The organism is Nocardiopsis sp. iso_186, from assembly GCF_056173365.1.
Genome location: NZ_CM149670.1, coordinates 5,307,533 through 5,330,919, shown reverse-complemented (window position 1 = coordinate 5,330,919; position 23,387 = coordinate 5,307,533). Strand labels below are relative to the sequence as shown.

Genomic DNA, 23,387 nt, shown 5'->3' with positions numbered 1-23,387 from the left:
GCGCCGGACATGTCAGACAAGATCTTCGAGTACGCGCCCGCGCCCGAGTCGCGCGCCGTCGTGTCGATCCGGCCCGAGTACGGCCTGTTCATCGACGGTGCCTTCACCGAGCCCACCGAGCAGCGCATCACCAGTGTCAACCCCGCCGACGAGGAGGAGCTGGCCCAGGTCTCGGTGGCCTCCGACGCCGACGTGGACCGCGCCGTGGCCGCGGCCCGCAGGGCCTTCGAACGGGTGTGGGGGCCGATGGCTCCCGCCGAGCGCGGCAAGTACCTGTTCCGCATCAGCCGCATCATCCAGGAACGGGCCCGCGAGCTCGCGGTCCTGGAGTCCCTGGACAACGGCAAGCCGATCAAGGAGACCCGCGACGTCAACATCCCGCTGGTCGCCGCGCACTTCTTCTACTACGCGGGTTGGGCCGACAAGCTCGCCCACGCCGGGTTCGGGCCCGACCCGCGTCCGCTGGGCGTGGCCGCCCAGGTCATCCCGTGGAACTTCCCGCTGCTCATGCTGGCCTGGAAGATCGCTCCGGCACTGGCCGGCGGCAACACCGTCGTCCTCAAGCCGGCCGAGACCACCCCGCTGACGGCCCTGGTCTTCGCCGAGATCTGCCAGGAGGCCGGTCTGCCCCCGGGCGTGGTCAACATCGTGACCGGTGCCGGTGAGACCGGCCGTGCGCTGGTGGCGCACCCCGGAACCGACAAGGTCGCGTTCACCGGTTCCACCGAGGTGGGCCGCGAAATCGCGCGCACGGTCGCCGGAACCGACAAGCGGGTCACCCTGGAGCTGGGTGGCAAGGGCGCCAACATCGTCTATGACGACGCGGCCGTGGACCAAGCCGTCGAGGGTGTCGTCACCGGCATCTTCTTCAACCAGGGCCACGTCTGCTGCGCGGGTTCCCGGCTGCTGCTCCAGGAGTCGATCGCCGAAGAATTCCTGGAGCGGCTCAAGGCCAGGATCTCCCGGTTGCGCCTGGGCGACCCCCTGGACAAGAACACCGACATCGGCGCGATCAACTCCGCGGCCCAACTCGCCCGCATCCAGGAATTGGCCAGGGCGGGAGACGACGAGGGCGTCGAACGCTGGTCCCCGGCCTGCCCGCTGCCCGACCGCGGTTTCTGGTTCGCGCCGACCCTGTTCACCGGGGCCACCCAGGCCAACCGGGTCGCCCGCGAGGAGATCTTCGGCCCAGTGCTTTCCGTGCTGACCTTCCGCACCCCCGAAGAGGCGGTGGAGAAGGCCAACAACACCCCCTACGGCCTCTCGGCCGGGGTCTGGACCGAGAAGGGGTCCCGGATGCTGTGGACCGCCAACCGGTTGCGTGCCGGAGTCGTCTGGTCCAACACGTTCAACAAGTTCGACCCCGCCAGCCCGTTCGGCGGCTACAAGGAGTCCGGCTACGGTCGCGAGGGCGGCCGCCACGGACTGGAGGGCTACCTCAATGGCTGAGTCCAAGAAGCACCGGAAGAAGGACACCGGCACGACCGAGGCGGCTCCACAGCGGGATACGTCCTCTGCCGTCCCCGCGCGCCTCGCTGTGCTCAAGACCTACAAGCTCTACGTCGGCGGCGCGTTCCCGCGCTCGGAATCGGGCAGGAGCTACTCCGTGACCTCAAGCGACGGCGCGCACCTGGCCAACGCCGCGCTGGCCTCCCGCAAGGACGCCCGCGACGCGGTACTGGCCGCGCGCAAGGCGTTCGGCGGCTGGTCGGCGCGTACCGCCTACAACCGCGGCCAGATCCTGTACCGGGTCGCCGAAGTACTGGAGGGCCGCCGGGCCCAGTTCGAGGCCGACCTGGTCGATGCCGACGGGGTGAGTGCTGACGAGGCGGCGCGCCTTGTGTCGGCGGCTATCGACCGTTGGGTCTACTACGCGGGGTGGACCGACAAGATCGCCCAGGTCGCGGGTGGTTCCAACCCGGTCTCGGGGCCCTACTACAACCACTCCGCTCCCGAGCCCACCGGTGTGGTCGCGGTTGTCGCGCCCCCGCAGGGGCCGCTGCTTGGCCTGGTCTCGGTCCTGGCGCCGATCATCGCCGGAGGCAACACCGCGATCGTCGTGGCGAGTGAACGCGCGCCGCTGGCCGCCGTCACCCTGGGAGAGGTGCTGGCCACCTCCGACCTTCCGGGCGGAGTGGTCAACATCCTGACCGGGCGCGTCGCCGAGCTCGCGCCTCCGTTGGCCGGGCACGCGGACGTCAACGCCCTCGACCTCACCGGTGCCGGGGACCTGGCAGCCGAACTGGAAGAGGCCGCGGCCGCCACGCTCAAGCGGGTGTTGCGCCCCCGGGCCGAAGAGGACTGGTTCGCCGACCCCGGGCTGTCGCGGGTCACGCCGTTCCTGGAGACCAAGACGGTCTGGCACCCCATCGGGGTGTAGCGCGCCCGGGGCTCACGGTGCCCTGGCCAACACTGGGCCCCGCCGACCGGTCGGCGGGGCCCAGCGCCGTATGGGGTGGCAGGCGGTGCTACACCGAGGATTCCTCAAGGCGCAGGGCCACGCCGAGGGCGAAGAACGTGGGCGCCCACTCACCGACGAACAGGCCCCATCTGTCCGCCCGGTCGGTTCCCGCCTTCTCCGTTTTCTTCGACACCAGCCAGGCGAGCGCGCTGAGCCCGATCGAGGCGAATCCCGCGGCGTAGGCCATGTCGGACGTCAGACCGGCCTCGGACAGTTTGCTGATCATGGTGCTCCTCAGGTTGGACCGTGTGTGCACAGTGGCCGCTGTCCTGGCAAGGGCAAACACAACCCGGCATGCTGGTCAAAGGCGGACAGGGCGACACCGGGTCCGGTTCCTGGACGCCGGTGCCGCGAGGGTCCCGCTAGGGGCGAGACAAACGGGGAAGGGGCGGGAAGGGGGAAGCCGTCCCGGGATACCGGCCAACGCCCGGTCCGGCGACTCCTCGGCCGGGGCGGCGGTGGGGGCTGTCGTTGTCTCGCTGCTGTCGGTTGGTGAACAGGTGCGCGAAGGCATCCGCGTCGCATCCGTGTTTTCCTGGGTATTCGTGCACAGCGGCCCCGTCGAGCTGCGCCTTGTCCTGATCAGGCAACAGCGGTGTACGGCGCAACCCGTGGCCCGTTGTCGGCCTTGACGTGGTCAGAAAATGCGGGAGGGGGTGTAGGGAGGTTTCTCCAACAGGGCTTCCAAGGTTTTCGCGGTGTCGCCGTGCAGTGTCCGGTCGAAGCGTTCGCCCGCGCTGATGTTGGTCGCGACCCACCCGCGCGGCGTCCCTTTGATATGGGTGCGCCAGATCTTCCAGCCCCGCGGGTTGTAGGTCTCGTTGAGGCGCGCGAGTTCATCCTCGCCGCCTTCCTGCTTCCTCTTCGTGGTCATATGGTGACTCTAAGTGGCGTTGGTTGAGGGAATGGATACAGTCTGTATCTTTTTCGCTACGTAGAGATCGCGCCGACTTTCACTGCGAGGTCCGCGGCCCGTTGGCGCAGTTCGCCCCGGTGCGCCTCCATCTCCTCCAGGAGAATGCTGCGGGCATAGCCGTTGTAGCGGATCGTCTCCGGCGCGGCGAAGTGCGCGTTCTCCAGGGTGGCCAGCGCCGACACCGTGTCGCCGGCGAGATGGTGCGCCCGGGCGGTCTCGATCTGGTGGCGGGCGCGGCGTGGCCGCGAAGGAATGTACGCGGTCGCCGCGTTCGCCTGCCGCACCGATTCGCCGGCGGCCCGCAGCTCCACGGCAATGGTGACGGCATGGGCCCCCATGATCGCGCGGGAGAACGAGGTCACCGGGTGGTAGTACGCGGAAGGAAGGCGCTGGGCCACCGCGTTCGCAGCGTCCCAGTACCCCCAGGCAGTCCCTGACTCGCCTCGCCTCGCCGCCGTGTACCCGGCTTCGAACAGCAGCGCGCCGTTGACCGCCCGCTCCGCGTCGGTACCGTCGGCGAGACAGGGCGAGAGCGCGTGCACCGTCTGCTCCGTCACGAGGTCCGCCGCGTCCCAGTCGCCCGCGTCCCGGTGCGCCTGGGCCATCAGCCACGCCGAGATGCCGATGACATGCAGGTCGCCGGAGTCCTGCGCCGCCACAAGGCCGCGCTCGGCCACGCGCCACAACAGATCGGCGGGGGGCTGGTAGGCGATGAAGAACTGCGAGAGCGCGTAGACCTCGGCGAGTACGGCCTGCGCGGCACGCCGGACCCGTCCCGACTCGGCTTGCCTGGCCGCCAACTGGGCATCGGCGATCAGATCGGGGAGCAGCCCGCCGAGCACCCTGCGGTGGTTGGGGGCACAGTGCCGCGCGACCCACGCCGAGTCCAGACGTGCGCGCAGGTGCCGCACCGACGGCGCGGGGCGTTCCGTGGGGATCACGACCGAGTCCACGGCCCGTCGTACCGTCGGCAGCAGTTCGTGGCCCGGGCCGGTGAACAGCCGGGTGGGCACGGACTCCTGGCCGGTCAACTCGGACAGGTCGCGCATACGCAGGTTCTCGGCCAGGCACAACAGGATCGACAGCTTCGGGGTTCCCAGCCGGCCCGATTCCACGGCCTTCACCCATGAGGGTGATTTACCGACCAGCCCGGCCAGAACCTCCCGGGTCATACCGCGTCGAGTCCGTTGAATCTTCAGTCGCCGGCCGAACGTCAACGGCTCCGGATGCTCGTGGGACATCAGGTTCTGCCTTCCTCGGATATGGCTGTCCCAAGAATAGGCAAAGGGTGTTATCGCACGTCAGGGAATTATCTCCTCGGTCCTTGGTGGACTGTCCGAATCCTTGGGCGAGGGCTGGGGCCCTCCTACGGGAGGGCGGTGCCGGGCAGCCGGCCGACCGGACGCTGGTAGGTCAGAGCAGGGCGGGGCCCGATGGCCCCCCAGAACCGTCGTACATGGGCGACCTCGCCGTCGATCTGGACAGCCCCCCACACCACGAGGGTTTCGAGGTCCTCCTCCCCGTAGACGAGTTCCCCCAGATGCTGTTTGGCCAAGGTGATACGGGCGTTGACCGCGTCGGGAAAATCGGGCAGGACCCGCAACACCAGGTTGTGCAGTCGCAGTGCATAGTGCTCACCGGTGTCGGACAGGTCCACCCCGATGGTGACGTCCAGTTCTGCGGCGACCTCGGGAAGGATACGGAACCGCAGGGTCTCCAGGATGGCGTGCGCCGTCATCCACTCCGGGCGCTCGATCAGATCGCGCACCGCTTCCAGGTCGATGTCCCCGGACACCTCCATCGCGGCGGAGTAGTAGTAGTTGCGCATGAGCGGGTTCGGGGCGGCATGGCCCAGGGTGCGCAGAGCGCTCTCCAGGGCACGGCGCGCACCCGGACTACGGGGGGAGGCGTCCAACGCCAATTGGGCCAGCTCCGCCGACCACTGCGTCTCACCGTTCTGAAGTGCCGCGCGCGCCTCCTCCACAAGGCGGTCGCCTCCGATGAGCTGGGCCAGGCGACCGGCGCGCACGGTGCGCGGCAGGGGCGTCAGTTCCGCCGCCCGCCCGGAGAACCACCCGAGATAGGTCGTGTAGTGGTGTGTCGTGGCCCGTACGAAGTTCCCGTAGAGAGGCCGTCCGAACGCACTGAAATCCATGTGGTCGGGGATGTCCACCAATTCCAGGAGACCTTCGGGGTCTGCGCCGGCCTGCATGTGGCGTATCGACTGGTCGTGGACGTACTGGATGCCGTCACGGTAGAGCTCCAGGGCGGCGCGCACGCGATCGGCGCCGTGCAGGGGCGGGGTGAAACGGGTACCGACCAGGTGGGCGACGTCGAGGTCGCCCACCGACGAGATCATGGCCTGCCATTCGTTGCTGATCCGCGAGTGCGGGCCCTCGACACCGATGAGGTTCGACGGGCTCGAGTAGACCTCGTTGGGAACGAGGGCCAGTCGGTGGTCGGGAAGATAGACGCCGACGGAGTCCCCCCGGTCGCTGGTGGCGACGAATCGCATGCGCAGCCCGGCATAGCGTTTTTCCTGGGCCGTGTGCACGGTCGTGGTCGGTTCCACCGGTGCACCGGGATAGGCGCCTCCCAGCGCCCGACGCAAGGGGGAGCGTCCTTCCAGGGCCTCCCGCAGCAGGGGGCCGTATTGCAGGGCCCGGCGTACCGCGATCACCGAGGCAAGGGCCTGGCTGCGGGCACTGTCGGTATCGTGCCAGCGCGGAGCGGCCAGGACCGGTACGCCGGTGGCACGAAGCTGTGACAGCACCGCGCTGGTTCCGGAGCAGTGGTTGACACGGTTCTCGCCGTAGACGATGGCCCGTACCGGCTTGGCTATCTGGTCGGTGATGCATCGGGCGATCGCCTGGCCCTGCTGGTAACCGTCGCCGGTGCCGTAGAGGACGACGCCGTTGCGGCCCTCCAAAACCACGCAGCGCAACATCCGGCCTTCCACGGTGTGCAGTAGCCACGCCGGAGTGTCCTCCACCCGGATGGCGTGCAGGGGCTCAAGATCTCGGTGGGCCTCGCGGCCGACCGGCTGGGCCCCGGAACCGTAGGGGTAGGAGAGGGGATAGGACACGCGTACTTTCTCCTCAGCATCGCCGGGTGCGGTCGGTGCGGGCCACTGGAAAACCCGTGACCATCCATCGTTGCCACCGATTGCCCAACGCCACCACAAACGGTCGTAACGCCACAGCAAAGACCGCTGAACAAAGGCCGAGAATTTTCGGCACTGCGTGAACCAGGGATGTGCATATCCCTTATCTTCGGGCGAAGGCCGGGCCTCGGAACGACGAACCCGGGGACGGCCCCATCGATGCGTCCGGTCCGCAATCCCACGTCCGACGGTCGGCTGCGATCGTGATGCTGGTGGCGCAGCAGGCCCGTCCTGCACAATGACGACGGTCCCGCGCCCTGTGAGGGGGAGCGGGACCGTCGGTGCAGTCATCGTCGGTAATCCTCAGCCGGAGACCGCCACGGTACTGCTGTATTCGCTGACCAGCTTGGCAACCGAGGCCAGACTGGTGCCCGGGTCCAGCAGAGCCCCTACGCCGAAGCCGGCCAGCCCCGGGTGCGCTGCGCGGATCGCGTCGCGCAGACCGATGACCGCCACTGAGGTCAGGCCCAGCTCGATCAGGGACCGCTCGGGGTCGATCTGGTCGGGCTCGGCACCGAGGACCTGGGCCACCAGCCGAGTCAGCGCGGTGATCACCGCTTCCTGGTCAGGGTTGTCCTCGGCCAGGACGTCATCCAGTCCAGGTATCGCAACACTGTCGTGATGCCGTCCGCGGTCCCAGGTCACCGGCAGTCGAACCGGCGCTGCGAACGGTTGCGGCCACTGAACAGGTGTGTGCCCGGTGGTGTAGAGCATTCCGAACTGGGTCATCAGTGCGGCGTGGTCGTCACGTTCGGTATCGCCCGCGGCCACGATGGTCGCCGTGCTCGTCCCGGTCGAAAGGGTCGCCGAGGCTCCCCGCGCCAAAGTGGAGCGGCCGCCCAGCTCGACCACCACGGCCCCCTCTCCTTCCACGGCCGCGGCCAGGGCGTCGGTGAAGCGCACCGGTGCGCGTAGTTGTCGCGCCCAGTAGTCGGCTCCCAGTCGATCGCCCGCCACGGCTTCGGCCGTGACACTGGAGTAGAACGTGGGTTCCCCCTCGCGCGGAACCACGTCGGCCAGCGCGTCGGCCAACTGCGGCACCAGATCGTCCACAGCGGGTGAATGGGCGGGGACGTCCTCGGCCACCCGCCGGACATAGACCCCGTCCCGCTCCAACTCCTCGGCGAGTTTTCGCAGGGGGTTGACCGGGCCGCTGATGACGGTCGTGTCGGGCGCGTTGTAGGCGGCCACCACAAGTGAGCGGCCGGCGATGGCGGCCTCGGCCTGCGCCGGGGGCAGTTCGGTCACCAACAGGCCGCCCTGCCCCGATGTCCGGGCCAGCAATGCGGAACGTACGGCCACCACCCGTGCGGCGTCGTCGAGGCCGAGTGCTCCGGCCGCATGTGCCGCCGCGACCTCGCCGAGGGAGTGGCCCAGCACGGCGTCGGGCGTGTATCCCCAGGAACGCCATAGTGCTGCCTGTGCCGTCTGGGTGAGCCAGATGGCGTGTTGGGCGGTCTCGAAACCGTCGATCTTCGTCCCCGGGCTCCAGACCGCCCGCCCGAGGTGCGCGCGAAGCGCCTGGGACGCGTCGTCGAAGGCCGCCCTGAACACGGGTTCGGTCGCGTAGGCGGAAACGGCCATGCGGGCGTGTTGCGAACCGTGCCCACAGAACAGCCACACCAACGGCCCCTTGTGCGTGGGGACCCGGGCCGGTCCCACCAGCGCGGGGTGGGACCGGCCCGTCGCCAGCGCGGCCAGCGCGGCCGAGGCGTCGGCGGTGCCGTCGGCGACTACTGCGGCGCGTACCGCTTGGTGGTCGCGCCGGTGCTGGGCGGTCGCCGCGGTCCCGGCCAGATCCGTCGCGGCCACGACCGGTGACCATGCCTCGGCCCGCAGACGCAGTCGCTCCGCGGTGGGGGCACTCACGGGGACCAGCCGTGTGCGGCCCGGAACTGCCTCGTCCCGTGCGGCCGGGACGGGCGCCTGCTCCAGGACCACGTGGACGTTGGAGCCGCCGAACCCGAACGAGGACACCCCGGCCAGGCGTGGCCGACCGGTATCGGGCCAGGTCTCGGTCTTGACCGGTACCCGAAGCGGCAAACGGGACAGGGTGGGCCGCAGTTCGGTGTGCGCGGCCGTGGGCGGGATACGGCCGTGGTGCAGCGCCAACGCAGTGCACACCGCCCCCACCAGACCGGACGCGCCTTCGCTGTGGCCGAGTACGGACTTGACCGAGCCGATGGGCAGCGGCGTGTCGCGGTCCGCCCCAAGGACCCTGGCCAAGGCCCTTCCCTCGCTGGAGTCACCGGCCTTGGTCCCGGTTCCGTGGCACTGGACGTAGTCCACGTGCTCGGGGGCGACACCGGCCGCGGCGTAGGCGTCGCGCAGCAGGTCCACGTGCGCCGGCGGGTTGGGGGCGTAGAGTCCGGCGGGGGAGTGGCCGTCGGAGTTGGTCGCCGAACCGCGCAACACCGCATAGATCCGGTCGTGTGCGTCCTGAGCGTCGCCGGTGCGGCGCAGCACCGTCACCACCACCGCCTCGGAGCGCACGTATCCCTGCCCCTCGGGGTCGAAGGGGCGACACACTCCGTCCGGGGCCAGGACGCCCGCACTGGCGAACGCCGCGGTGATCCCGGGGGCGGTCATCGTGTTCGTGCCGATGACGATGGCGGTGTCAACCTCACCGGACTCCAGTGACTGGCGCGCCAGGTGCAAGGCGGTTGCACTCGCCGAGCAGGCGGTGTCCACGGTCATCGACGGCCCGCGCAGGCCCAACAGGTAGGACACCCGGTTGGACAGGATCGAGGGTGACGTCCCCGAAACCGAGCCCATCTCGATATGTCAACCGGGGAGGAAGACCGTACCGGTGTGGTCCACCGACGCCGACCCGGCCCACACGCCGGTGCGTGTCCCGGCCAGGGAACCCGCAGCGATCCCGGCGTCGGCCAGCGCCTCGGTGACGACTTCGAGGATCATCCGCTGCTGGGGGTCCATCTGCGCGGCCTCGAGTTCCGCGATCGCGAAGTACGCGGCGTCGAAGTCGTCGAGGTCGTCGATGACCCCCGCGGTCCAGGGGCGGTCGGGACGTTGGCCGGGGTGTAGGCGTTGCACCATCTCCGACCATCGCCGTTCGGGGATGGGACGGGTCACAGCCTCACCGGCGAGCAGGGCGTCCCACAAGGCGACGGGGTCGTTGATCGAACCGGGCAGGCGGCACCCGATACCGGTGATCGCGGCCAGGCGCCCGGTGTCACGGACGCTCATTTGGTCGCCACCCATACCCCGGTGCAGCCCTGGACTTCGAACTCCACCCGGCTGAAGTGGCGCTCCAGCACCTTCTTGAGGTCGCTGGAGGAGTCGTTCGCGTTGGAGAAGGTGTTGGACTGGCCGTTGTAGAGCGCCATGAGCTTGCGGGCCAGGGCGTTGGGACGCACGTCGGGCCCCTGGGCCAGGATCGTCGCCCCGAAGAAGACACCACCGGGTTTGAGGACCCGCGCGGCCTGGGCCACCAGTTCCTCCTTGTCCCCGATGATGTCGCCGCGCAGCGTGTGGATCATCATGTGGCAGTCCACCGAGTCCAGCGTGCCGTCGTCAACCGGCCAGGCTGCCAGGGCGTCCTGCTCGATCGTGGACGTGTCGAAGCGCCGGCCGACGCGCTGCGTGGTGAAGTCCAGGCAGGTGCGGTTGAGGTCGAGCAGGCGCAGGGTGCGCAACGGGGTGGAGGCGGGCAGCTTCGCCAGGAAGTAGCCGTTGCCGGGGCCGACGGTCAGGTGGTTCTGGCCGATGTGGGTGCGGTGGTTGTCGTGCAGCGCTTTATTGGACACTCCCCAGGCCGCGCGGTGGCTGAACCAGATGACATAGGGGGTGTAGAACTTGCCCAGTACTCCAGGGCTGTACAAGCCCTCGTTCTTCTCGTTGCCGGTGAAGTTCTTGCCGTCGGGACCGGTCGGGGGGGTGGTTTCGGGCATGATTCAACCTCAATTACCGGAATGTAAATTTGTGCAATGGGGGGTTTGACGGCGCAAGCGAGACCAGTGATGACCATGTGGGACCGTGCTCTTCGCCCGTCGCTGTGCTACGCGTCGATCCGTGGCGCCGGCCGTACGCGCGGCCCGCGCCCTCTTTCGCCCCACGTGGCGGCCGAGTAGAAAAGAGTGACTTTGAACAGGGGGAACGCTGACATTAGGGCTCTCTGGCGGCAGGTGATGGGGGCAGGATCAAAGCGTCGTAAGAGGACCATTCAAGCGACTCGCATGACATGAAAGACGGCGGGTGCATGATCCGTGTCGCAAGAACACGACCACTCACCCGCCGGTCTGAAAGTCACTTTTTTATTTTATTGGCTACAAAGACCTAAATAAAGGAGCGCATCACCACAAAACTCTTTGCAGCGCAGTCGATCCGCTTAGTCAGTGCGTCGCCACCTCTGCCAGGTAGGCCCGTGCCGCGGTCTCGTCGAACATCCACTTCTCGTAGTCGTCGGGGCGGTCGAAGCCACCGATCCAGCGGTTGGCCACCTCCGGGTACTGCAGCACCGCCATCACCAGTTCCCCGAAGTGGGTGGGCATCTGCCCCAGCCAGAAGTTCTGCACCATGTCGCTGAACACGGCGGCGTGGCGCCCGCGTTCCTGGTAGAACCGCTCGAACGTCGCGGTCATCCACTCCGCGTCGAACGCGCCGCCCTTGTGGATGCGTTCCATGATCGCGTCGGAGTAGATCTGGGCGCAGAACGTCGAGTTCGCCCAGCCCTGGCCGGCCACCGGGTCCGAGGTGATCACGACGTCGGCCATGCCGAGCGCCGGAGTGTCGTTGATGTGCGCCACGGGCTTGCGCACCCCGGGGGAGAAGCGGGTGCGAACCATCGAGTTGGCGCCGCCCACCAGGTCGCCCACCCCCAGGCCGCGGATACGGTCGTAGACGTCGGGGATGTTCTCGCGCAGCAGCGTCTGCATCTGGCCCAGCAACGCCTCGGTGTCACGCGGGGGCGCGTCGCTGGTGTCCAGGGCCGCCCCGGGGTTGGCCAGCATCGTCACACTGGTGGCTTCGCCCTCGGAGGTGTAGATCGGGGTGAAGAACACCTCGCCACCGAGGGTCGAGTACACGTCCAGCTGGTGGTCGCCGTCCCAGACCACGCCGTCCAGGATCGCCTGCGCGACGATCCTGTCGTGGCCCCCGCTGGTGCGCGAGGCGTCGAAGTCGAAGAGGGCCCCCAGTTCGCCGGCGCCCACCGCCACGATCACCAGGTCGTACATCCGGACGTGGTACTCCAGGTCCGATGTCGTGACCCCGTGGATGTAGACCTTGCCGCCCTGGTCCTCGAAGAACTCCAGCCAGTCGGCCATCTTTACCCGGCGGTTGACGCTCACCGCGTGGCCGCCGATGCGCTTGGCCACGGGGTCGGCGTCGAAGCGTCCGGAGAACTGCACACGCTCGCCCTCGGGCGGGCGCAGGCTCATCTCCACCTGCTCGAAACGTGGGGCGGCCGCCCGCCACAGGTCCAGGCCCGCCTGATCCTCCAGGGCCCGGGTCGAGGGCCAGGCGACCTGGGTGATACTGGCCCGCCCATTACGGATCTCGGGCGAGGTCTGACTGGTGATCAGCCCGACCTCGATTCCCTGCTTGAGGAGTTGGTGACCCAGGTACAGGCCGGATTGTCCGGCGCCGATGATGAGCACCCGAGGTGAGGGGGACATGGATCTCCAATAGGTCGGCGGCCCCGGCCTGGAAACACTGCCCGAGCCGTGGGCGTGGAGCGCTCGGCCCGCGGCTGCGCCACCGGAGTGAGGGGTCCGATACCGTGCCTACGCGCCAGGCGCCCCGCATGGTCGAAATCGTTGAGAAACTCGGGAAAAACCTGAGTTTCCGGCATGGATGATCTCAGACCCAGACCGATCCTGCACCTGCGATTGGCCAAAGCCATCCTCCCCGACTTGCCGCCGGCACCCGTCAGCGGCGGATAGCATCCCTACGAGCCTCCTGTCCGACTGCGTCGAGGAGTGGCATGGCCGACCGCGGCGAGGATCATTCCGACCTCGACAACGCGCTCTCGGGCGCGCCCGGTCATCGTGGACGTCCCGGTACCCGCCCCCGACTCCTGGGGCCCCCGCGTTGGGCGCGTCGCCATCTCGAAGACGTCGAGCAGATCGTCCTGCCCTCCCGGCAGCGAAGAGCAGGACGAACCGAAACCCTCGCCCGTGCCGCCGCCCTCGTGAACGGCCAGGAGACCACCGAGGCGGTCCGCGCCATCACCCGTCTGCTCTGGGAGCGGGAGAGCGCGGGGGTCCTGGAGATCGCCGCCCGGACCTCCCTGCCGGTGGGTGTCGTGCGCCTCCTGCTCTCCGACCTCACCGACGCCGGTGTCGTCGAATCACTGGACGACGCTCCCCGCAAGGTCGTGGTCGTGGCACCGCACAGCCGTGCCGAGTGCAATGTCGTCATCAGCCTGACCGGGCTCGCAGACGCCCCGTCCCAACTGCCCGTCGGTCGGTTCGTCCTCCGGGGCCATTCGTCAGCCTGGGCTTTCACCTGCGCGGTCAGCGCGGTGACCCGGGGGCCGGATTGGCCGACCGCCCTATGCCTGGTCGGTAGTCCTCGCGGGATCGACGACGACGCTCTTTGGGCCGAAACCCTGGACAACGCCGCTCTCGTGCTCGTGCTCGTCGGCCCCGGTGCCGAGGACAGTGCCTTCAACGCCTTGACGCGTTGCGATCCGGAGACGGTCATGGTCGCGCTCTACCAACAGGACACCCTGGATTCGCCGTGGACCCTCGCGCAGGCCCGACAGTGGCTGCGCGAGCTGGAACTGGCGCAGCAGGCGCCGGTCGGGATCTACACCTGGGTTCCCGGTTGCAGCGCTGCACTGGGGGAACTCATCGCCCACCATGCACTGCGTGCGCGCCCCTAGCCGCCCGCACCGTCCCCCGAGGCGTCGTGGATCTTCGGTCAGGGACAAACCCGCTGCACGGGTATGCGCGGACAAGGGCCGCCGGTCCGCCGCACCCCGCTGCCGGGGTAGCCGTACAGGAACGGATGCTGGTTCGTATCCGGGCGCGAGGAAGTCCTGACCCCCGACCATCGTCGGATTCCGCGAGGGCCCTCCCAGAGGACAGGACACGTGGTCCGGAGCCGTCCCGGACAGGGGGCCGGTTACATGTCCGGGCAGAGGTGTTTGCGCACCGCGGCCATGATCAGTTCCGCATCGGCGCCGTCCGCCTCGTAGCCCGACACGGCAAACAGTTCACGGACCTCGACGCCCCGCACCTCGTCGCGGTCCTCGCGCCCTTCCGTTTCCGCGATCATCTGGCAGGTCTGCCGGCCGCGCAGCACCGCGGTGTCGTCGTCGGGAGAGGTCAGGGCAGGATCGATACCGTTCAGCGAGTCCAGGTACTCCGCCCGGGTCTTTGGGCCGGGTTCCTCGGGCAGGCCGGTACCGGTTCCGGGGGAGGCGGAGGGCGTCAACGTCAGGGTCGCGGTGGCGGTCGGTGCCGGGGTGGCCGGCGGGATCAGCTGCTCTCCTTCTCCGGCACCGCACGCGGTCCCGAGCAGAACCGCAGCGGCCGCACAGGCGAGTTGGTGGGGGATGCGCATGGGGGCCTCCAGGGGGCGGACATCAGGTCGTGAATGGACCGCTGCCCCGAGAGGGCTGTTTCCACCATCTCCCTGGTCACGGGTTTGACCCGATATCGCCCCTGCCTTGGCCTTGCCCTCGGCCCTTGGTGGGAAGTCGCCCCGGCAAACACTGCCGAACCTTCGGGAGACGCTTATGAGACGCTGCCTCACGGTCCTGGCCATGGTGGTTGTGGGGCTGGGGGCCACCGTGGTGGTTCCCGCAACGGCCGATGCGGCCGCCTGCCCGGTCACCACCCGCCCCGTCACTTTCAAGGGCTCGACCTACTGCATGCCGATCAAGGGCATCTGGTAACCGTTCCCGGTCCGACCCGGCGCAAAGCGCGCCCCCGACCGTTACCGGCCAGCGCTGCCACCGAACCGCGCAGTGTTGCCATGATGGCGGCCATGACGACGCTGGAACGCAGCATCCCGCCCCTGAACGGTGATGAGCGCGCCACCTTGGAGGGGTGGCTCGACTTTCACCGCCAGACGCTGGCGGTCAAATGCGCCGGTCTCGACAATGAACGGTCCCGCCGCGCCGCCGCACCACCCTCGCCGATCACCCTGCTCGGCCTGGTGCGCCACATGGCGGAGGTCGAGCGCAACTGGTTCCGCCGCATTCTCGCCGGCGAGCGCCTCGGGCCGGTCTACGGAGACGGTCTGCACCCCCAGGGCACGGACGGGGGATTCACCCTGCCCGATCACGCAACCCTCGCCGAGGCACTGGCCACCTGGCACACCGAGGTCAACCATGCCCGGGCCCGGGCCGCGGGTTACACCCTCGACGCCACCTGCAATCTCCAGGGAGCGCGATGCAGCCTGCGCTGGATCTACCTCCACATGATCGAGGAGTACGCACGGCACAACGGCCACGCCGACCTCATCCGCGAGGCCGTCAACGGCAACACCGGCATCTGACGGTGTCAGGAGGCGATCAATCGGGTCTGCGCCACACCAGCACCGCGGACACCGGATGGCCGCGGAATCGCTCCCACGTGGGTTTCACCGCGAGCCAGCGTTCGTCCACCACGCCCTCCCGCATTTCCACCAGTCGCCACCCCGCACCGAGGCCGGCGGCGACATGGTCGCTGATCAGGTGGACGTGGGTGGTGATCGCAACGTGCTCGCCGGAACCGCTGGTGAAATGGGTGGGCATGCCGGTCGCCATGATGAAGTGCGGGTGAAAGGCCACCAGGACGAATGACGCGCCGGGGACCGCGAGCCGCCACGCTTCCGTGTAGAGCGGCCCGAGTACGGGCAGATGCTCGTCAACGAGGCTGGCGATAACGAGGTCGTAGGTGCCGGAGGCGAGGCCGCTCTCGCGCACGTCGGCCTCGCTCAGATGCTCGTACGCGCCCTTCGAGCGCGCGACAGCGAGCATTTGCGGAGTGAGGTCCACCCCGTCCACCCCGTTCACCCCTCGGCTCCGGAGCCAGGAGCCGGTGCGCCCTGTCCCGCAGCCGAGGTCGGCGGCACGGTGCACGGTCGCCCAGGACGGCTCGGCGAGGTTTTCGAGCAGGCCGATGTCCATCGCGTCCTCGACGGTCTGCTCGTAGGTGTCAACCCACCGGCCGTAGCCGGTTCGCACGTCCACCATTCGATAACCGCGGGAGTCGAAGCCGGCGAAGTTCGTCATCTGAATGATTATCGACAGATCGGTGCACGGGGACAACGGAAATTACGGGCACCCGACCCTGTTCGTGAGCGTGGCCGCCTCCTGTCGATCCGGCAGGAACGCCCTACTCTGCTGTGCGGACACCGCAGTGGGGGCAGGATGGTGCCATGACGATCATCGAGTTCCTCAAGGCGCGTCTCGACGAGGACGAGAAGCAGCTCTACGCCTCGGTCGAGATGGGGGGTGCCGCCGCTGTCAACGCGCGGCGGCTCCTGACCGAGATCACCGCCAAACGCCGGATCGTGGAACGCGTCGAGCACCGGACCCAGCTGCGCCACGCAGCCACTGCCGAGGGGCTCGCGGACGCGGCACCCCGTACGGACGGCCACAACGCCGTGTTGAACCACCTGGCCCTGGCCTATGCCGACCACCCCGACTACAGCTCCCTGTGGCGGCCCTGAACGGTCGAGACCGAAGGCCCCCTTCCGCTCACTCCTCGGCGGTGAACTCCCGTCCCACTCGCGGTGGTTCTCCCGTCACAGCGGTGATCACGTCCGCAGCCACCTCGCGAAGCTTGCGGTTGCGCTGGTGGGAGGCCTGGCGCAACAGGTCGAAAGCGGCCTCCGCCGAACAGCGGGCCTGGGCCATGATGATGCCCATGGCCTGGTCGATGACGGTGCGGGAGTTGAGTGCCTCCCGCAGTTGGTGGGTGGTCCGGCGCTCATCGGAGAGGCGGCGCATGATGGTGAGCATGCCCGAGGCGCGCTGGGCGAACGACGCGATGGCCAGGGCGTGGGCGTCGTCGAAGAGGCCCGGCTCTGCGCCGTAGAGGTTGAGCGCCCCGAGCGTCTCCGGGCCCGCGTGGATGGGTTCCGCCAGCAGCGACAGCACTCCCGACGCCACGGAACGCGCACCGTAGTCTCCCCAACGCTGCTCGGTGGTCATGTCCTCGACGACGACCCGCTCACCCGTCCGCAGACACTGCAGGCACGGGCCGTCTTCCCTGGCGTACTGGGCCTCGTCCAGTTGTGCCGCCGTTTCGTCACTGCTGGCGATCGTGATGGGGCTGCGGCCGCGATGGCGCAGTGTCACGCCGCAGTGCACCCGACCGGGGAGGGTGCGCACAGCGATGCGGGCGAGTTCGGCCAGTTGCTCCTCGACCGTCTCCAGACTGATCAACAAGCCGTACAGCTCGTCGGGGGTCATGTCGGGCGGGCCGGGGCGCTTCACCGTTCCTCAAACGAGGGGGAAGCGCCCCGGCCCTGCCGCGCCGATGTCTCGGTCACGTCGGGCCGCCCTCCGGGGCGTCGAGCCGCAGCGTTTTGACGGTCCCCTCCGAGGAGAAGCGACTGTCACCGACGATCCGGGTACAGATGTCCACCAGGCGGATGTTGAGCTGCTGGGACGTGCTGCTGAGCATCTGCCAGGCATCGGTCTCGGAGATGTCGTGCCGCTCCATGAGGATGCCCAGCGCGGTCCCGATGAGGCTGCGGGTGCTCAGCGCCCTGGTCAGGTTGGCCAGTTCGATCTTGTGTTCCAGGGCGAGTGCGACGGTGTCGGTGATCGTGGCCAGCGTCCCCTCGCCCACCCGCTCGAAGGTGTCGGCATGGACGGAGTAGAAGGTGATCACCCCGATCCTGCGCTTGGACGTCACCATACGGGTGGCGTGGATACTGCGCACGCCGTGCTCGGCCGCACGCTCCAGGAAGCGCTTCCAGTGCCCGTCGCTGTGCTGGGTCGTCGAGGCCTCGTCGGCCCCTGGCAACACGGTGTGCAGCGCCGACGCGTCCCCGAGGAAACCAGCGCAGTCGCCGAGCCGACGGGCGACGTCGTCGCTGTGCGTCATAACCGGTGGCGCGTTCTTGGCGGTGCGCGCGGTGATATGCACGTGTTCGCACAGAGCGGGCTGGCTGGTCATCAGTTCGGCCACCCGGGTGGCCGCGGTTTCGACGTCGGTGCAGGCGTTGACGGCCTCGGTCAGGGAGACCATCCGCTTGGCCAGCGACAGGGGGTCTTCCAGGGGCAGAGCCTGGGGGGCGGGCACGACGGGGTGAACGACGGGGGTCAAACCGCCGCCGGGCAACACGGAGTCGTTGTTGGTTCGGGTTTTCTTCATCTGGTCCGGAATGTCTCCACGACGCCGCAGCGCCTATGGCGGGTGCCGCGCGTTCGCGCGGCACGTGATGACCTTTCCGGTGGCTCCTCGCGTCCCGACCCGTACACCGATCTGAGTGCGCCGACGTTGATGGACGCGCAAAGACCGCCTCACCGCGTTTTCGATGAGGTCGTCACGGATCAGGGAACCGCGGACAGCATGACGGCCAGCCCGTCCTGTCACAGGCTGCATGGTGTCCGAGGCGCTGGCTTGAGGGGTCACCGGAATCTAAGGCCACGCTTCCGGACCTTGAAGTAACCGATTCTAGAAGAGACGCGCCCCTTTCGCGTACATCGGGAGGGGTTCCGGGCGGACGTTATCCGCTGGGTCGCTGCGGGGAACCGCACCCGGTGTCGTCCGGAGCCCGGATCAGGCAATGGGTCTTTTCAGTTGCGGGGGTGTTTGAACGGTGGGTCGCGCCGGGACAGTGAGGCTCCGTTGAGCAGCGCGAAACACAGTGTCATCCATACGCCGAAGAAGACACCGATGCTGACCGCTGTCAGCGGACCCTTGTCGATCCACAGAAAAGCGATCAGCCCGAACAGGATTCCGCTCACCACCCCGATCAGGACGCCGAGACGCCACGGATGGCGGTGGGCGAAGGAGACATGGTCGGAAGAGGGCATGGGTCGGCCACTACCCGAGGCGCAGCCCAGAAACCGCCGGCGCGGGGAAACGCTGCGGCCAAGGTGTTGTCGTTTCGCGTGGTGGTGCCCAATGCGCAACGGACACGTCCGTAGAGTGGGGGATCATGACCGATCACAGCACAGTTGCCCCTGACCGCCCCGATCTCGCCTCTCGGGGGGAGGAGTTCGCCGCCTTCTGGGCCGAGCGCCATCTGTGCACCCTCAGCACGGTCCGGCCCGACGGCACACCGCACGTCGTTCCGGTCGGGGTCACGCTGGACCTGGAATCGGGCATCGCCAGGGTCATCGCTCGTCGGGGGACGCGCAAGGCGCGGCTGATCGCCAAGGCGGGGGAGGCCGGCGTGCCCGTGGCGGTGTGCCAGGTGGAGCGGGCGCGTTGGTCCACTCTGGAGGGGCGCGCGATCGTGCGCGACGATCGGGAAGCCGTAGCCGACGCCGAGCGGCGCTATGCCGAGCGCTACCAGCGCACGCCTTCCCCCAACCCGGAACGGATCGTCATCGAGATCGCCCTGACCGGGGTGAAGGGCAGCGTCTGAGCGCACTACCGAAAGGCCGCCGTGTCCCAGGCGGCGATGCGAGAAGCCGGTCGGCGGTCACGGACGCCGGATGGTGCTCCCCGGCACGAGTCCAGGGCATGACCGCCGTTTCGGCCTCGGCGTTCCCGATTCGCTGTTCGACTCCCCGGCCTCCAGCGGCCCGATCGGTCGGACCCCACGCGCGACCCGGACACCGGACAACTCCGGTCTCCGGGCCCGTTCGCGCGTAGGGTCCAGTGCCTTTTGCGGGGCGTGCCGGCCGCTGGTGGAGCGCTAGGCGTTGTCGCGCGCCGCGACGGAGCGCTGTGCCGGTCCGGTGTAGAGCTGGCGCGGACGGGCGATGCGGGTGTCGGGGTCCTTGCGCAGCTCGTGCCAGTGCGCCAGCCAGCCGGGGAGGCGGCCCAGCGCGAACAGCACCGTGAACATCTCCGTGGAGAAACCCAGCGCGCGGTAGATCACGCCGGTGTAGAAGTTGACGTTCGGGTAGAGCTTGCGGTCCACGAAGTAGGAGTCCGACAGCGCCCGCTCCTCCAGCTGCAACGCCAGGTCGAACAGCGGGTCATTGGCCCCCGGCTGGTTCAGGATCTCCTGGGCGAGCTTCTTGATCTCGCGGCTGCGCGGGTCGAAGTTCTTGTAGACGCGGTGCCCGAACCCCATGAGGCGGGTCTTGCTCTCGCGGTCCTTCACCTGTTCGATGAAGGTGTCGATCCCGCCCTCGGTGTTCTGGATCTGCTCCAGCATCTCCAGTACGGCCTGGTTGGCGCCACCGTGCAGAGGCCCCGAAAGGGCGTTGATGCCGGCCGCCACGCTCGCGAACACGGTCGCGCCGGAGGAACCGACCACCCGCACCGTCGAGGTGGAGCAGTTCAGCTCATGGTCGGCGTGCAGGGTCAGCAGCAGGTCCATCGCCTTGGCCAACAGCGGGTCCGGGCCCTTTTCGCCCTCGGTCTTGCCGAAGGTCATGTTCAGGAAGTTCTCCACGTAGGCCAGAGAACTGTCCGTCGCCACCGGCTCCAAGCCGGCAGAGGTGCGATGGATACGCGCCGCGATCGCCGGGAGCTGGGCGAGCAGGGCGATGGTGGCCCGCTCCACCTGGTCGTCGTCGGTGGGGTCGGCATTCTCCGTGTGGAACGCCGCCAGCGCGTTCACCGCGGCCGCCAGCGTGATCATCGGGTGCGTGCCGGAGGGGAAAGCGTCGATTACCCGCTCGAAGCCCTCGGGGAGCGCGGACTGTGCGGTCAGTTCGGCGGCGAACGCGTCGAGCTGACCGGGTTTGGGAAGCTCTCCCCGGAGAAGAAGGTGACAGACCTCGAGGAAGGTCGCCTGCTGCGCCAACTCCTCGATGGGATAGCCCCGGTAGCGCAGGATCCCCGCAGCACCGTCGATGTAGGTGATGTCGGAGCGGCACGCCGCGGTGTTGCCGAACCCCGGGTCGATGGTCACCAGCCCGGTTCCGGACAGCAGGGTCTTGATCTCGAAGGCGGTCTCACCCTCGGTTCCCGTTGCAGTGGGGAACGAGGCGTCCCGGTCGGCGAACCGGAGGGCGACGCTGTCGCCCTGGGGAGTGTGGGTCATGACGGTTACGGGTCCTTACATCGTCGGTCCTCGTGCTGTGTCTGTCCTACCCCACCGAACCCCTTCGGAGCCTGTGCACACCGCCCCCCGGAAAAGCGTCCGAAAAAACGCGGAAGTTTCTCCTTTTCACGGCTGATCGGGACCGTGGCGGCCCCGGATGCCGCCTCGGAACCGTGTCCGAAACGTGTCGTGGCGCCGACGGGAGAGGTGTGAAACGCGGATAAGCCCTGTCCGTCGCCCTCGCTGGGCGCAGAGCGCGCGCGTCACGCCCAGCGATCTCGCGACCACGTAAAACAAGGGAGATGCTGGTCACATCGCAACCTTGAGGACATCCGTAATTCACAGCACCGACATCAGCGGCCGGGGTCAGTTCGCGCGCACCTTCGGCGGCGACTTGACGCACGTGCCCGAGGCCGCGTGCTCCCGGGCACGGGTCCGGGCCTGATCCCTGCTCGACTCGGTCCCGGCGAACGGGCAGGCACTGCACAGCCACCTCCACTGCCTGATGCCCGAAGCGTCCCTGACCTCGGTGACCTTCAGGTGTCGGGGGAGACGCCGCATCCGGACGAGAACACGGCGCGTCGAGTCGATGAATGTCATCGGGGTTTCCTTCGATGCTTTCGGGGCCGACAGGGGTGCGGTGCCTGGAATCGGGTGGACCCACTCGGCGGACGACGGCACGGCGCTGTGGGGCCGGATCGACCCTCCCTGGGGACGCGGCGGCGCGGGACCGTCGGCGGCGGTAGAGCGCGCGGCCGCGGTGATGACGCCGATGCTACAGCGATCCCACCCCGGATGTACCGCTTTGCAGGCGCTACGGCCCGATCCGGCCGCGTCGCCCGGCTCCCGGGCACCGGAACCGGCCGCGCGGCTGCCCCACGCGAAAGGGGTGAAGGCTTTCAGGCGCGAGCGCCATGGTTCCACAGGCCCGAGCACCGTAGGATTCGGCAGCGCAGGACGACATCGGATCGCCCGGGAGCCTTCGTGGCAGGAGGGGACCTTATCCAATGGACGCCATCACCCGCCAGAGCGCCCGTGCGATCCTCCTGGACGGCGCCGACCTGATCCTGATCAAACGAACACGTCCGGGGAAGCCGCCCTACTGGGTGACGCCCGGAGGCGGTGTCGAGCCGGAGGACGCCGACATCGAGGCTGCGCTGCGCCGGGAGATCCACGAGGAACTCGCCGGCACACTGCGCGCGCCCCAGCAGGTGTTCGTGTCCTTAGCTCCCAACAGTCGGGGCGGGCTCACCCTGCACCGGTTCTTCCTGGCCACACTGGTCGCGATGGACCCTGAGCGCCGCACGGGACCGGAGTTCGGCTTCCCGGAGAACGGCACCTACGAGACGGTGCGCGTACCGTTCACCCGGGAAGGCATCACCGGTGTCGCCCTGCGCCCCCCGGTGCTCGTCGAGTTCCTCACCGCCAACATCACCGCGCTCACCGTCCTCGCGCACTCCGGTGGACGCTGACCCCGTGCGGGTCAGCCGGTGGGTTGGTCGTTGACCTTGATGTCGAAGTTCACGTCGTTGCCCTCGACGGACGTCGTGGTCACCGTCATCCCGTAGGTCTGCCCGCCCGCGGTGAGCTCGCAACGGATCTCGGCACCCACCTCGGCGGGAAGATCCTCGGGGCAGGTCACCTCGTCGGGCGCCTGCCCGACGGTCTCCGTCAACTGCTCGGCGGTCTTGGCCGCCACGGTCTCCTTGTTGACACTCATGCCGCCGACACCGAAGTCGAAACCGCAGGCGCTCGTCAACAGCAGAGCAGCCGCACCCAGTCCGACGGCACCCGCGCGTGCTGTGATGACTCCCATGGTCCGCGTCCTCTCCCAGCCTCTGCCCGATCCCGACACGCTCTGGGACGCGGGGGCGGGGGTAAGCGTTCCGGGGGAGTTCCGGGAAAGACGGGGAGAGCGGTTCGACCATCCAAGCGGTCAGTTGTCTGACCTCTTGTGTTGAGAGCCGGGGCGCCACCATCGCCGGTTGCGCAAGAGGCGGCGAGATCGATTCTGCAATACAAAATTTATGTAACGTTAAAAACTAAGTCCGTATTGGCCGCTGTATCAGATATATGACTGAGAGGATTTCTCGCGTGGTGTGACGCCTGTGCGGCACGATGGCGGTCGTGGGTGCTGATCTGTCGCAGCGGCTGGTTCCTGATGGTCTGTGGGACCTGGTCGCCCCGTTGCTGCCCTGGTTCCCGTTCCGTCCGCGGGGCGGCGGGACAGCGCCGTTGGACGATCGGGCTGTGTTTACGGCGGTGGTGTACGTCCTGACCAGTGTGTGCCTGGCGGCATCTGCCGGAGACGTTCGGTGTCGCACCCGCTACCGCGCATCGCAGGTTCACCGCGTGGACGGGGCCGCGCCGGCGCCGGCCGGTCAAGCTCCGCGCGGACAAGGCGTATTTCTCCGCCGACTATCTCGTCCGGCCGCGTGAACGCGGAATCATCCCGCGCATCGCCCGCCCAGGCATCGAATCGAGCGAACGGCTCGGCCGGCACCGCTGGAAGATCGAGAGGACGATCGACTGGCTCTTCGGCTACCGCCGCCTCACTGTCCGATACGAGCGAAAGGGCTCGTACCTCCTCGCCTTCCTCGGCCTGGCCGCCGCTCTGACTTGCTGCAGGAAGCTCCCGAAACTCGCCACATCAGACAACCTCTGAGTGTCCGTGACGCGGATCTTCCGCGATGGACATGTAGAAACTCCCCAGGCTATGGCTCACATTGCGGTGGTTGGGGGCCGGCCAGGCCGAGAGCCGACAGGAC

23 protein-coding genes and 2 pseudogenes are annotated in these 23,387 nt (G+C 68.4%); 9 read left to right on the top strand and 16 right to left on the bottom strand.

Going from position 1 to position 23,387, the window contains the following annotated elements; all coding sequences use genetic code 11:
* Nucleotides 1-9 precede the first annotated feature (9 nt).
* Nucleotides 10-1,449, top strand: a complete 1,440-nt coding sequence (locus AC0VYP_RS23265; protein ID WP_475471828.1) for an aldehyde dehydrogenase family protein — start codon at nucleotides 10-12, stop codon at nucleotides 1,447-1,449.
* Nucleotides 1,442-2,380, top strand: coding sequence for an aldehyde dehydrogenase family protein (locus AC0VYP_RS23260; RefSeq protein ID WP_285758181.1), 939 nt, complete (start codon nucleotides 1,442-1,444; stop codon nucleotides 2,378-2,380). The genes AC0VYP_RS23265 and AC0VYP_RS23260 overlap by 8 nt, the downstream gene beginning before the upstream one ends.
* A gap of 88 nt (nucleotides 2,381-2,468) precedes the next feature.
* Here AC0VYP_RS23260 and AC0VYP_RS23255 read toward each other — a convergent pair whose 3' ends face one another.
* The 8 genes and pseudogenes from AC0VYP_RS23255 to AC0VYP_RS23220 form a co-directional block, all read right to left on the bottom strand.
* The gene (locus tag AC0VYP_RS23255) at nucleotides 2,469-2,687 is read right to left on the bottom strand and encodes a hypothetical protein (protein ID WP_285758182.1); all 219 of its coding nucleotides are present in this window, start codon (nucleotides 2,685-2,687) and stop codon (nucleotides 2,469-2,471) included.
* Nucleotides 2,688-3,098: 411 nt separating this feature from the next.
* The gene (locus AC0VYP_RS23250; protein WP_285758184.1) at nucleotides 3,099-3,335 is read right to left on the bottom strand and encodes a hypothetical protein; all 237 of its coding nucleotides are present in this window, start codon (nucleotides 3,333-3,335) and stop codon (nucleotides 3,099-3,101) included.
* A gap of 56 nt (nucleotides 3,336-3,391) precedes the next feature.
* Nucleotides 3,392-4,618, bottom strand: coding sequence for a helix-turn-helix domain-containing protein (locus tag AC0VYP_RS23245; protein WP_475471826.1), 1,227 nt, complete (start codon nucleotides 4,616-4,618; stop codon nucleotides 3,392-3,394).
* 125 nt (nucleotides 4,619-4,743) lie between these two features.
* Nucleotides 4,744-6,462 (bottom strand): alkyl sulfatase dimerization domain-containing protein, encoded by a 1,719-nt coding sequence (locus tag AC0VYP_RS23240; RefSeq protein WP_475471825.1) that lies wholly within the window; start codon nucleotides 6,460-6,462, stop codon nucleotides 4,744-4,746.
* A 381-nt stretch (nucleotides 6,463-6,843) separates the two neighbouring features.
* Nucleotides 6,844-7,254, bottom strand: coding sequence for an acyl carrier protein (locus AC0VYP_RS23235; RefSeq protein WP_475474347.1), 411 nt, complete (start codon nucleotides 7,252-7,254; stop codon nucleotides 6,844-6,846).
* Nucleotides 7,255-7,269: 15 nt separating this feature from the next.
* A pseudogene (locus tag AC0VYP_RS23230) lies at nucleotides 7,270-9,747 on the bottom strand (type I polyketide synthase); the annotation flags it as partial.
* Nucleotides 9,744-10,451: a class I SAM-dependent methyltransferase gene (locus AC0VYP_RS23225; RefSeq protein ID WP_285758189.1), complete on the bottom strand. Its 708-nt coding sequence runs from the start codon at nucleotides 10,449-10,451 to the stop codon at nucleotides 9,744-9,746. The pseudogene AC0VYP_RS23230 and the gene AC0VYP_RS23225, both read right to left, overlap by 4 nt.
* A 441-nt stretch (nucleotides 10,452-10,892) precedes the next feature.
* Nucleotides 10,893-12,176: a styrene monooxygenase/indole monooxygenase family protein gene (locus AC0VYP_RS23220; RefSeq protein ID WP_475471823.1), complete on the bottom strand. Its 1,284-nt coding sequence runs from the start codon at nucleotides 12,174-12,176 to the stop codon at nucleotides 10,893-10,895.
* Between the two features lie 308 nt (nucleotides 12,177-12,484).
* Here AC0VYP_RS23220 and AC0VYP_RS23215 point away from each other — a divergent pair, with 308 nt between their 5' ends.
* Nucleotides 12,485-13,387 (top strand): DUF742 domain-containing protein, encoded by a 903-nt coding sequence (locus AC0VYP_RS23215; protein WP_285758191.1) that lies wholly within the window; start codon nucleotides 12,485-12,487, stop codon nucleotides 13,385-13,387.
* A 242-nt stretch (nucleotides 13,388-13,629) separates the two neighbouring features.
* On the opposite strand, the gene AC0VYP_RS23210 is transcribed toward AC0VYP_RS23215, so the two are convergent.
* Complete coding sequence (locus AC0VYP_RS23210; RefSeq protein ID WP_475471821.1) at nucleotides 13,630-14,070, bottom strand: DUF732 domain-containing protein; 441 nt, start codon at nucleotides 14,068-14,070, stop codon at nucleotides 13,630-13,632.
* 175 nt (nucleotides 14,071-14,245) lie between these two features.
* On the opposite strand from AC0VYP_RS23210, the gene AC0VYP_RS23205 reads away from it, so the two are divergent.
* Both AC0VYP_RS23205 and AC0VYP_RS23200 read left to right on the top strand, forming a co-directional pair.
* Nucleotides 14,246-14,404 carry a hypothetical protein gene (locus AC0VYP_RS23205; protein WP_285758193.1) on the top strand — a complete coding sequence of 53 codons (159 nt, stop codon included), beginning with the start codon at nucleotides 14,246-14,248 and terminating at the stop codon, nucleotides 14,402-14,404.
* Between the two features lie 92 nt (nucleotides 14,405-14,496).
* Nucleotides 14,497-15,009, top strand: coding sequence for a DinB family protein (locus AC0VYP_RS23200; protein WP_475471820.1), 513 nt, complete (start codon nucleotides 14,497-14,499; stop codon nucleotides 15,007-15,009).
* 16 nt (nucleotides 15,010-15,025) lie between these two features.
* Here AC0VYP_RS23200 and AC0VYP_RS23195 read toward each other — a convergent pair whose 3' ends face one another.
* Nucleotides 15,026-15,727 carry a class I SAM-dependent DNA methyltransferase gene (locus AC0VYP_RS23195; RefSeq protein WP_285758195.1) on the bottom strand — a complete coding sequence of 234 codons (702 nt, stop codon included), beginning with the start codon at nucleotides 15,725-15,727 and terminating at the stop codon, nucleotides 15,026-15,028.
* A gap of 146 nt (nucleotides 15,728-15,873) precedes the next feature.
* On the opposite strand from AC0VYP_RS23195, the gene AC0VYP_RS23190 reads away from it, so the two are divergent.
* A complete protein-coding gene (locus AC0VYP_RS23190) occupies nucleotides 15,874-16,167 on the top strand; it encodes a DUF6221 family protein (RefSeq protein WP_475471818.1) in 294 nt (97 codons plus the stop codon).
* A 28-nt stretch (nucleotides 16,168-16,195) separates the two neighbouring features.
* On the opposite strand, the gene AC0VYP_RS23185 is transcribed toward AC0VYP_RS23190, so the two are convergent.
* The 3 genes from AC0VYP_RS23185 to AC0VYP_RS23175 form a co-directional block, all read right to left on the bottom strand.
* Nucleotides 16,196-16,936, bottom strand: coding sequence for a GAF and ANTAR domain-containing protein (locus AC0VYP_RS23185; protein ID WP_285758198.1), 741 nt, complete (start codon nucleotides 16,934-16,936; stop codon nucleotides 16,196-16,198).
* Nucleotides 16,937-16,988: 52 nt separating this feature from the next.
* Entirely contained in the window at nucleotides 16,989-17,822 is an 834-nt protein-coding gene (locus AC0VYP_RS23180) for an ANTAR domain-containing protein (protein WP_285758199.1), read from the bottom strand.
* A 425-nt stretch (nucleotides 17,823-18,247) separates the two neighbouring features.
* Nucleotides 18,248-18,487: a hypothetical protein gene (locus tag AC0VYP_RS23175; protein ID WP_285758200.1), complete on the bottom strand. Its 240-nt coding sequence runs from the start codon at nucleotides 18,485-18,487 to the stop codon at nucleotides 18,248-18,250.
* Nucleotides 18,488-18,612: 125 nt separating this feature from the next.
* Here AC0VYP_RS23175 and AC0VYP_RS23170 point away from each other — a divergent pair, with 125 nt between their 5' ends.
* Entirely contained in the window at nucleotides 18,613-19,044 is a 432-nt protein-coding gene (locus tag AC0VYP_RS23170) for a pyridoxamine 5'-phosphate oxidase family protein (RefSeq protein ID WP_285758201.1), read from the top strand.
* 273 nt (nucleotides 19,045-19,317) lie between these two features.
* Here AC0VYP_RS23170 and AC0VYP_RS23165 read toward each other — a convergent pair whose 3' ends face one another.
* Together AC0VYP_RS23165 and AC0VYP_RS23160 are read right to left on the bottom strand one after the other, a co-directional pair.
* The gene (locus AC0VYP_RS23165) at nucleotides 19,318-20,619 is read right to left on the bottom strand and encodes a citrate synthase (protein WP_475471816.1); all 1,302 of its coding nucleotides are present in this window, start codon (nucleotides 20,617-20,619) and stop codon (nucleotides 19,318-19,320) included.
* Between the two features lie 366 nt (nucleotides 20,620-20,985).
* Nucleotides 20,986-21,219: a hypothetical protein gene (locus AC0VYP_RS23160; RefSeq protein ID WP_285758204.1), complete on the bottom strand. Its 234-nt coding sequence runs from the start codon at nucleotides 21,217-21,219 to the stop codon at nucleotides 20,986-20,988.
* 407 nt (nucleotides 21,220-21,626) lie between these two features.
* Between AC0VYP_RS23160 and AC0VYP_RS23155 the strand changes: the two genes are divergently transcribed.
* A complete protein-coding gene (locus AC0VYP_RS23155; protein WP_285758205.1) occupies nucleotides 21,627-22,091 on the top strand; it encodes an NUDIX domain-containing protein in 465 nt (154 codons plus the stop codon).
* Nucleotides 22,092-22,102: 11 nt separating this feature from the next.
* Here AC0VYP_RS23155 and AC0VYP_RS23150 read toward each other — a convergent pair whose 3' ends face one another.
* Nucleotides 22,103-22,435: a DUF4333 domain-containing protein gene (locus AC0VYP_RS23150; protein ID WP_475471815.1), complete on the bottom strand. Its 333-nt coding sequence runs from the start codon at nucleotides 22,433-22,435 to the stop codon at nucleotides 22,103-22,105.
* Between the two features lie 302 nt (nucleotides 22,436-22,737).
* On the opposite strand from AC0VYP_RS23150, the pseudogene AC0VYP_RS23145 reads away from it, so the two are divergent.
* Nucleotides 22,738-23,284 (top strand): annotated as a pseudogene (locus AC0VYP_RS23145) (transposase).
* Nucleotides 23,285-23,387: the final 103 nt, after the last annotated feature.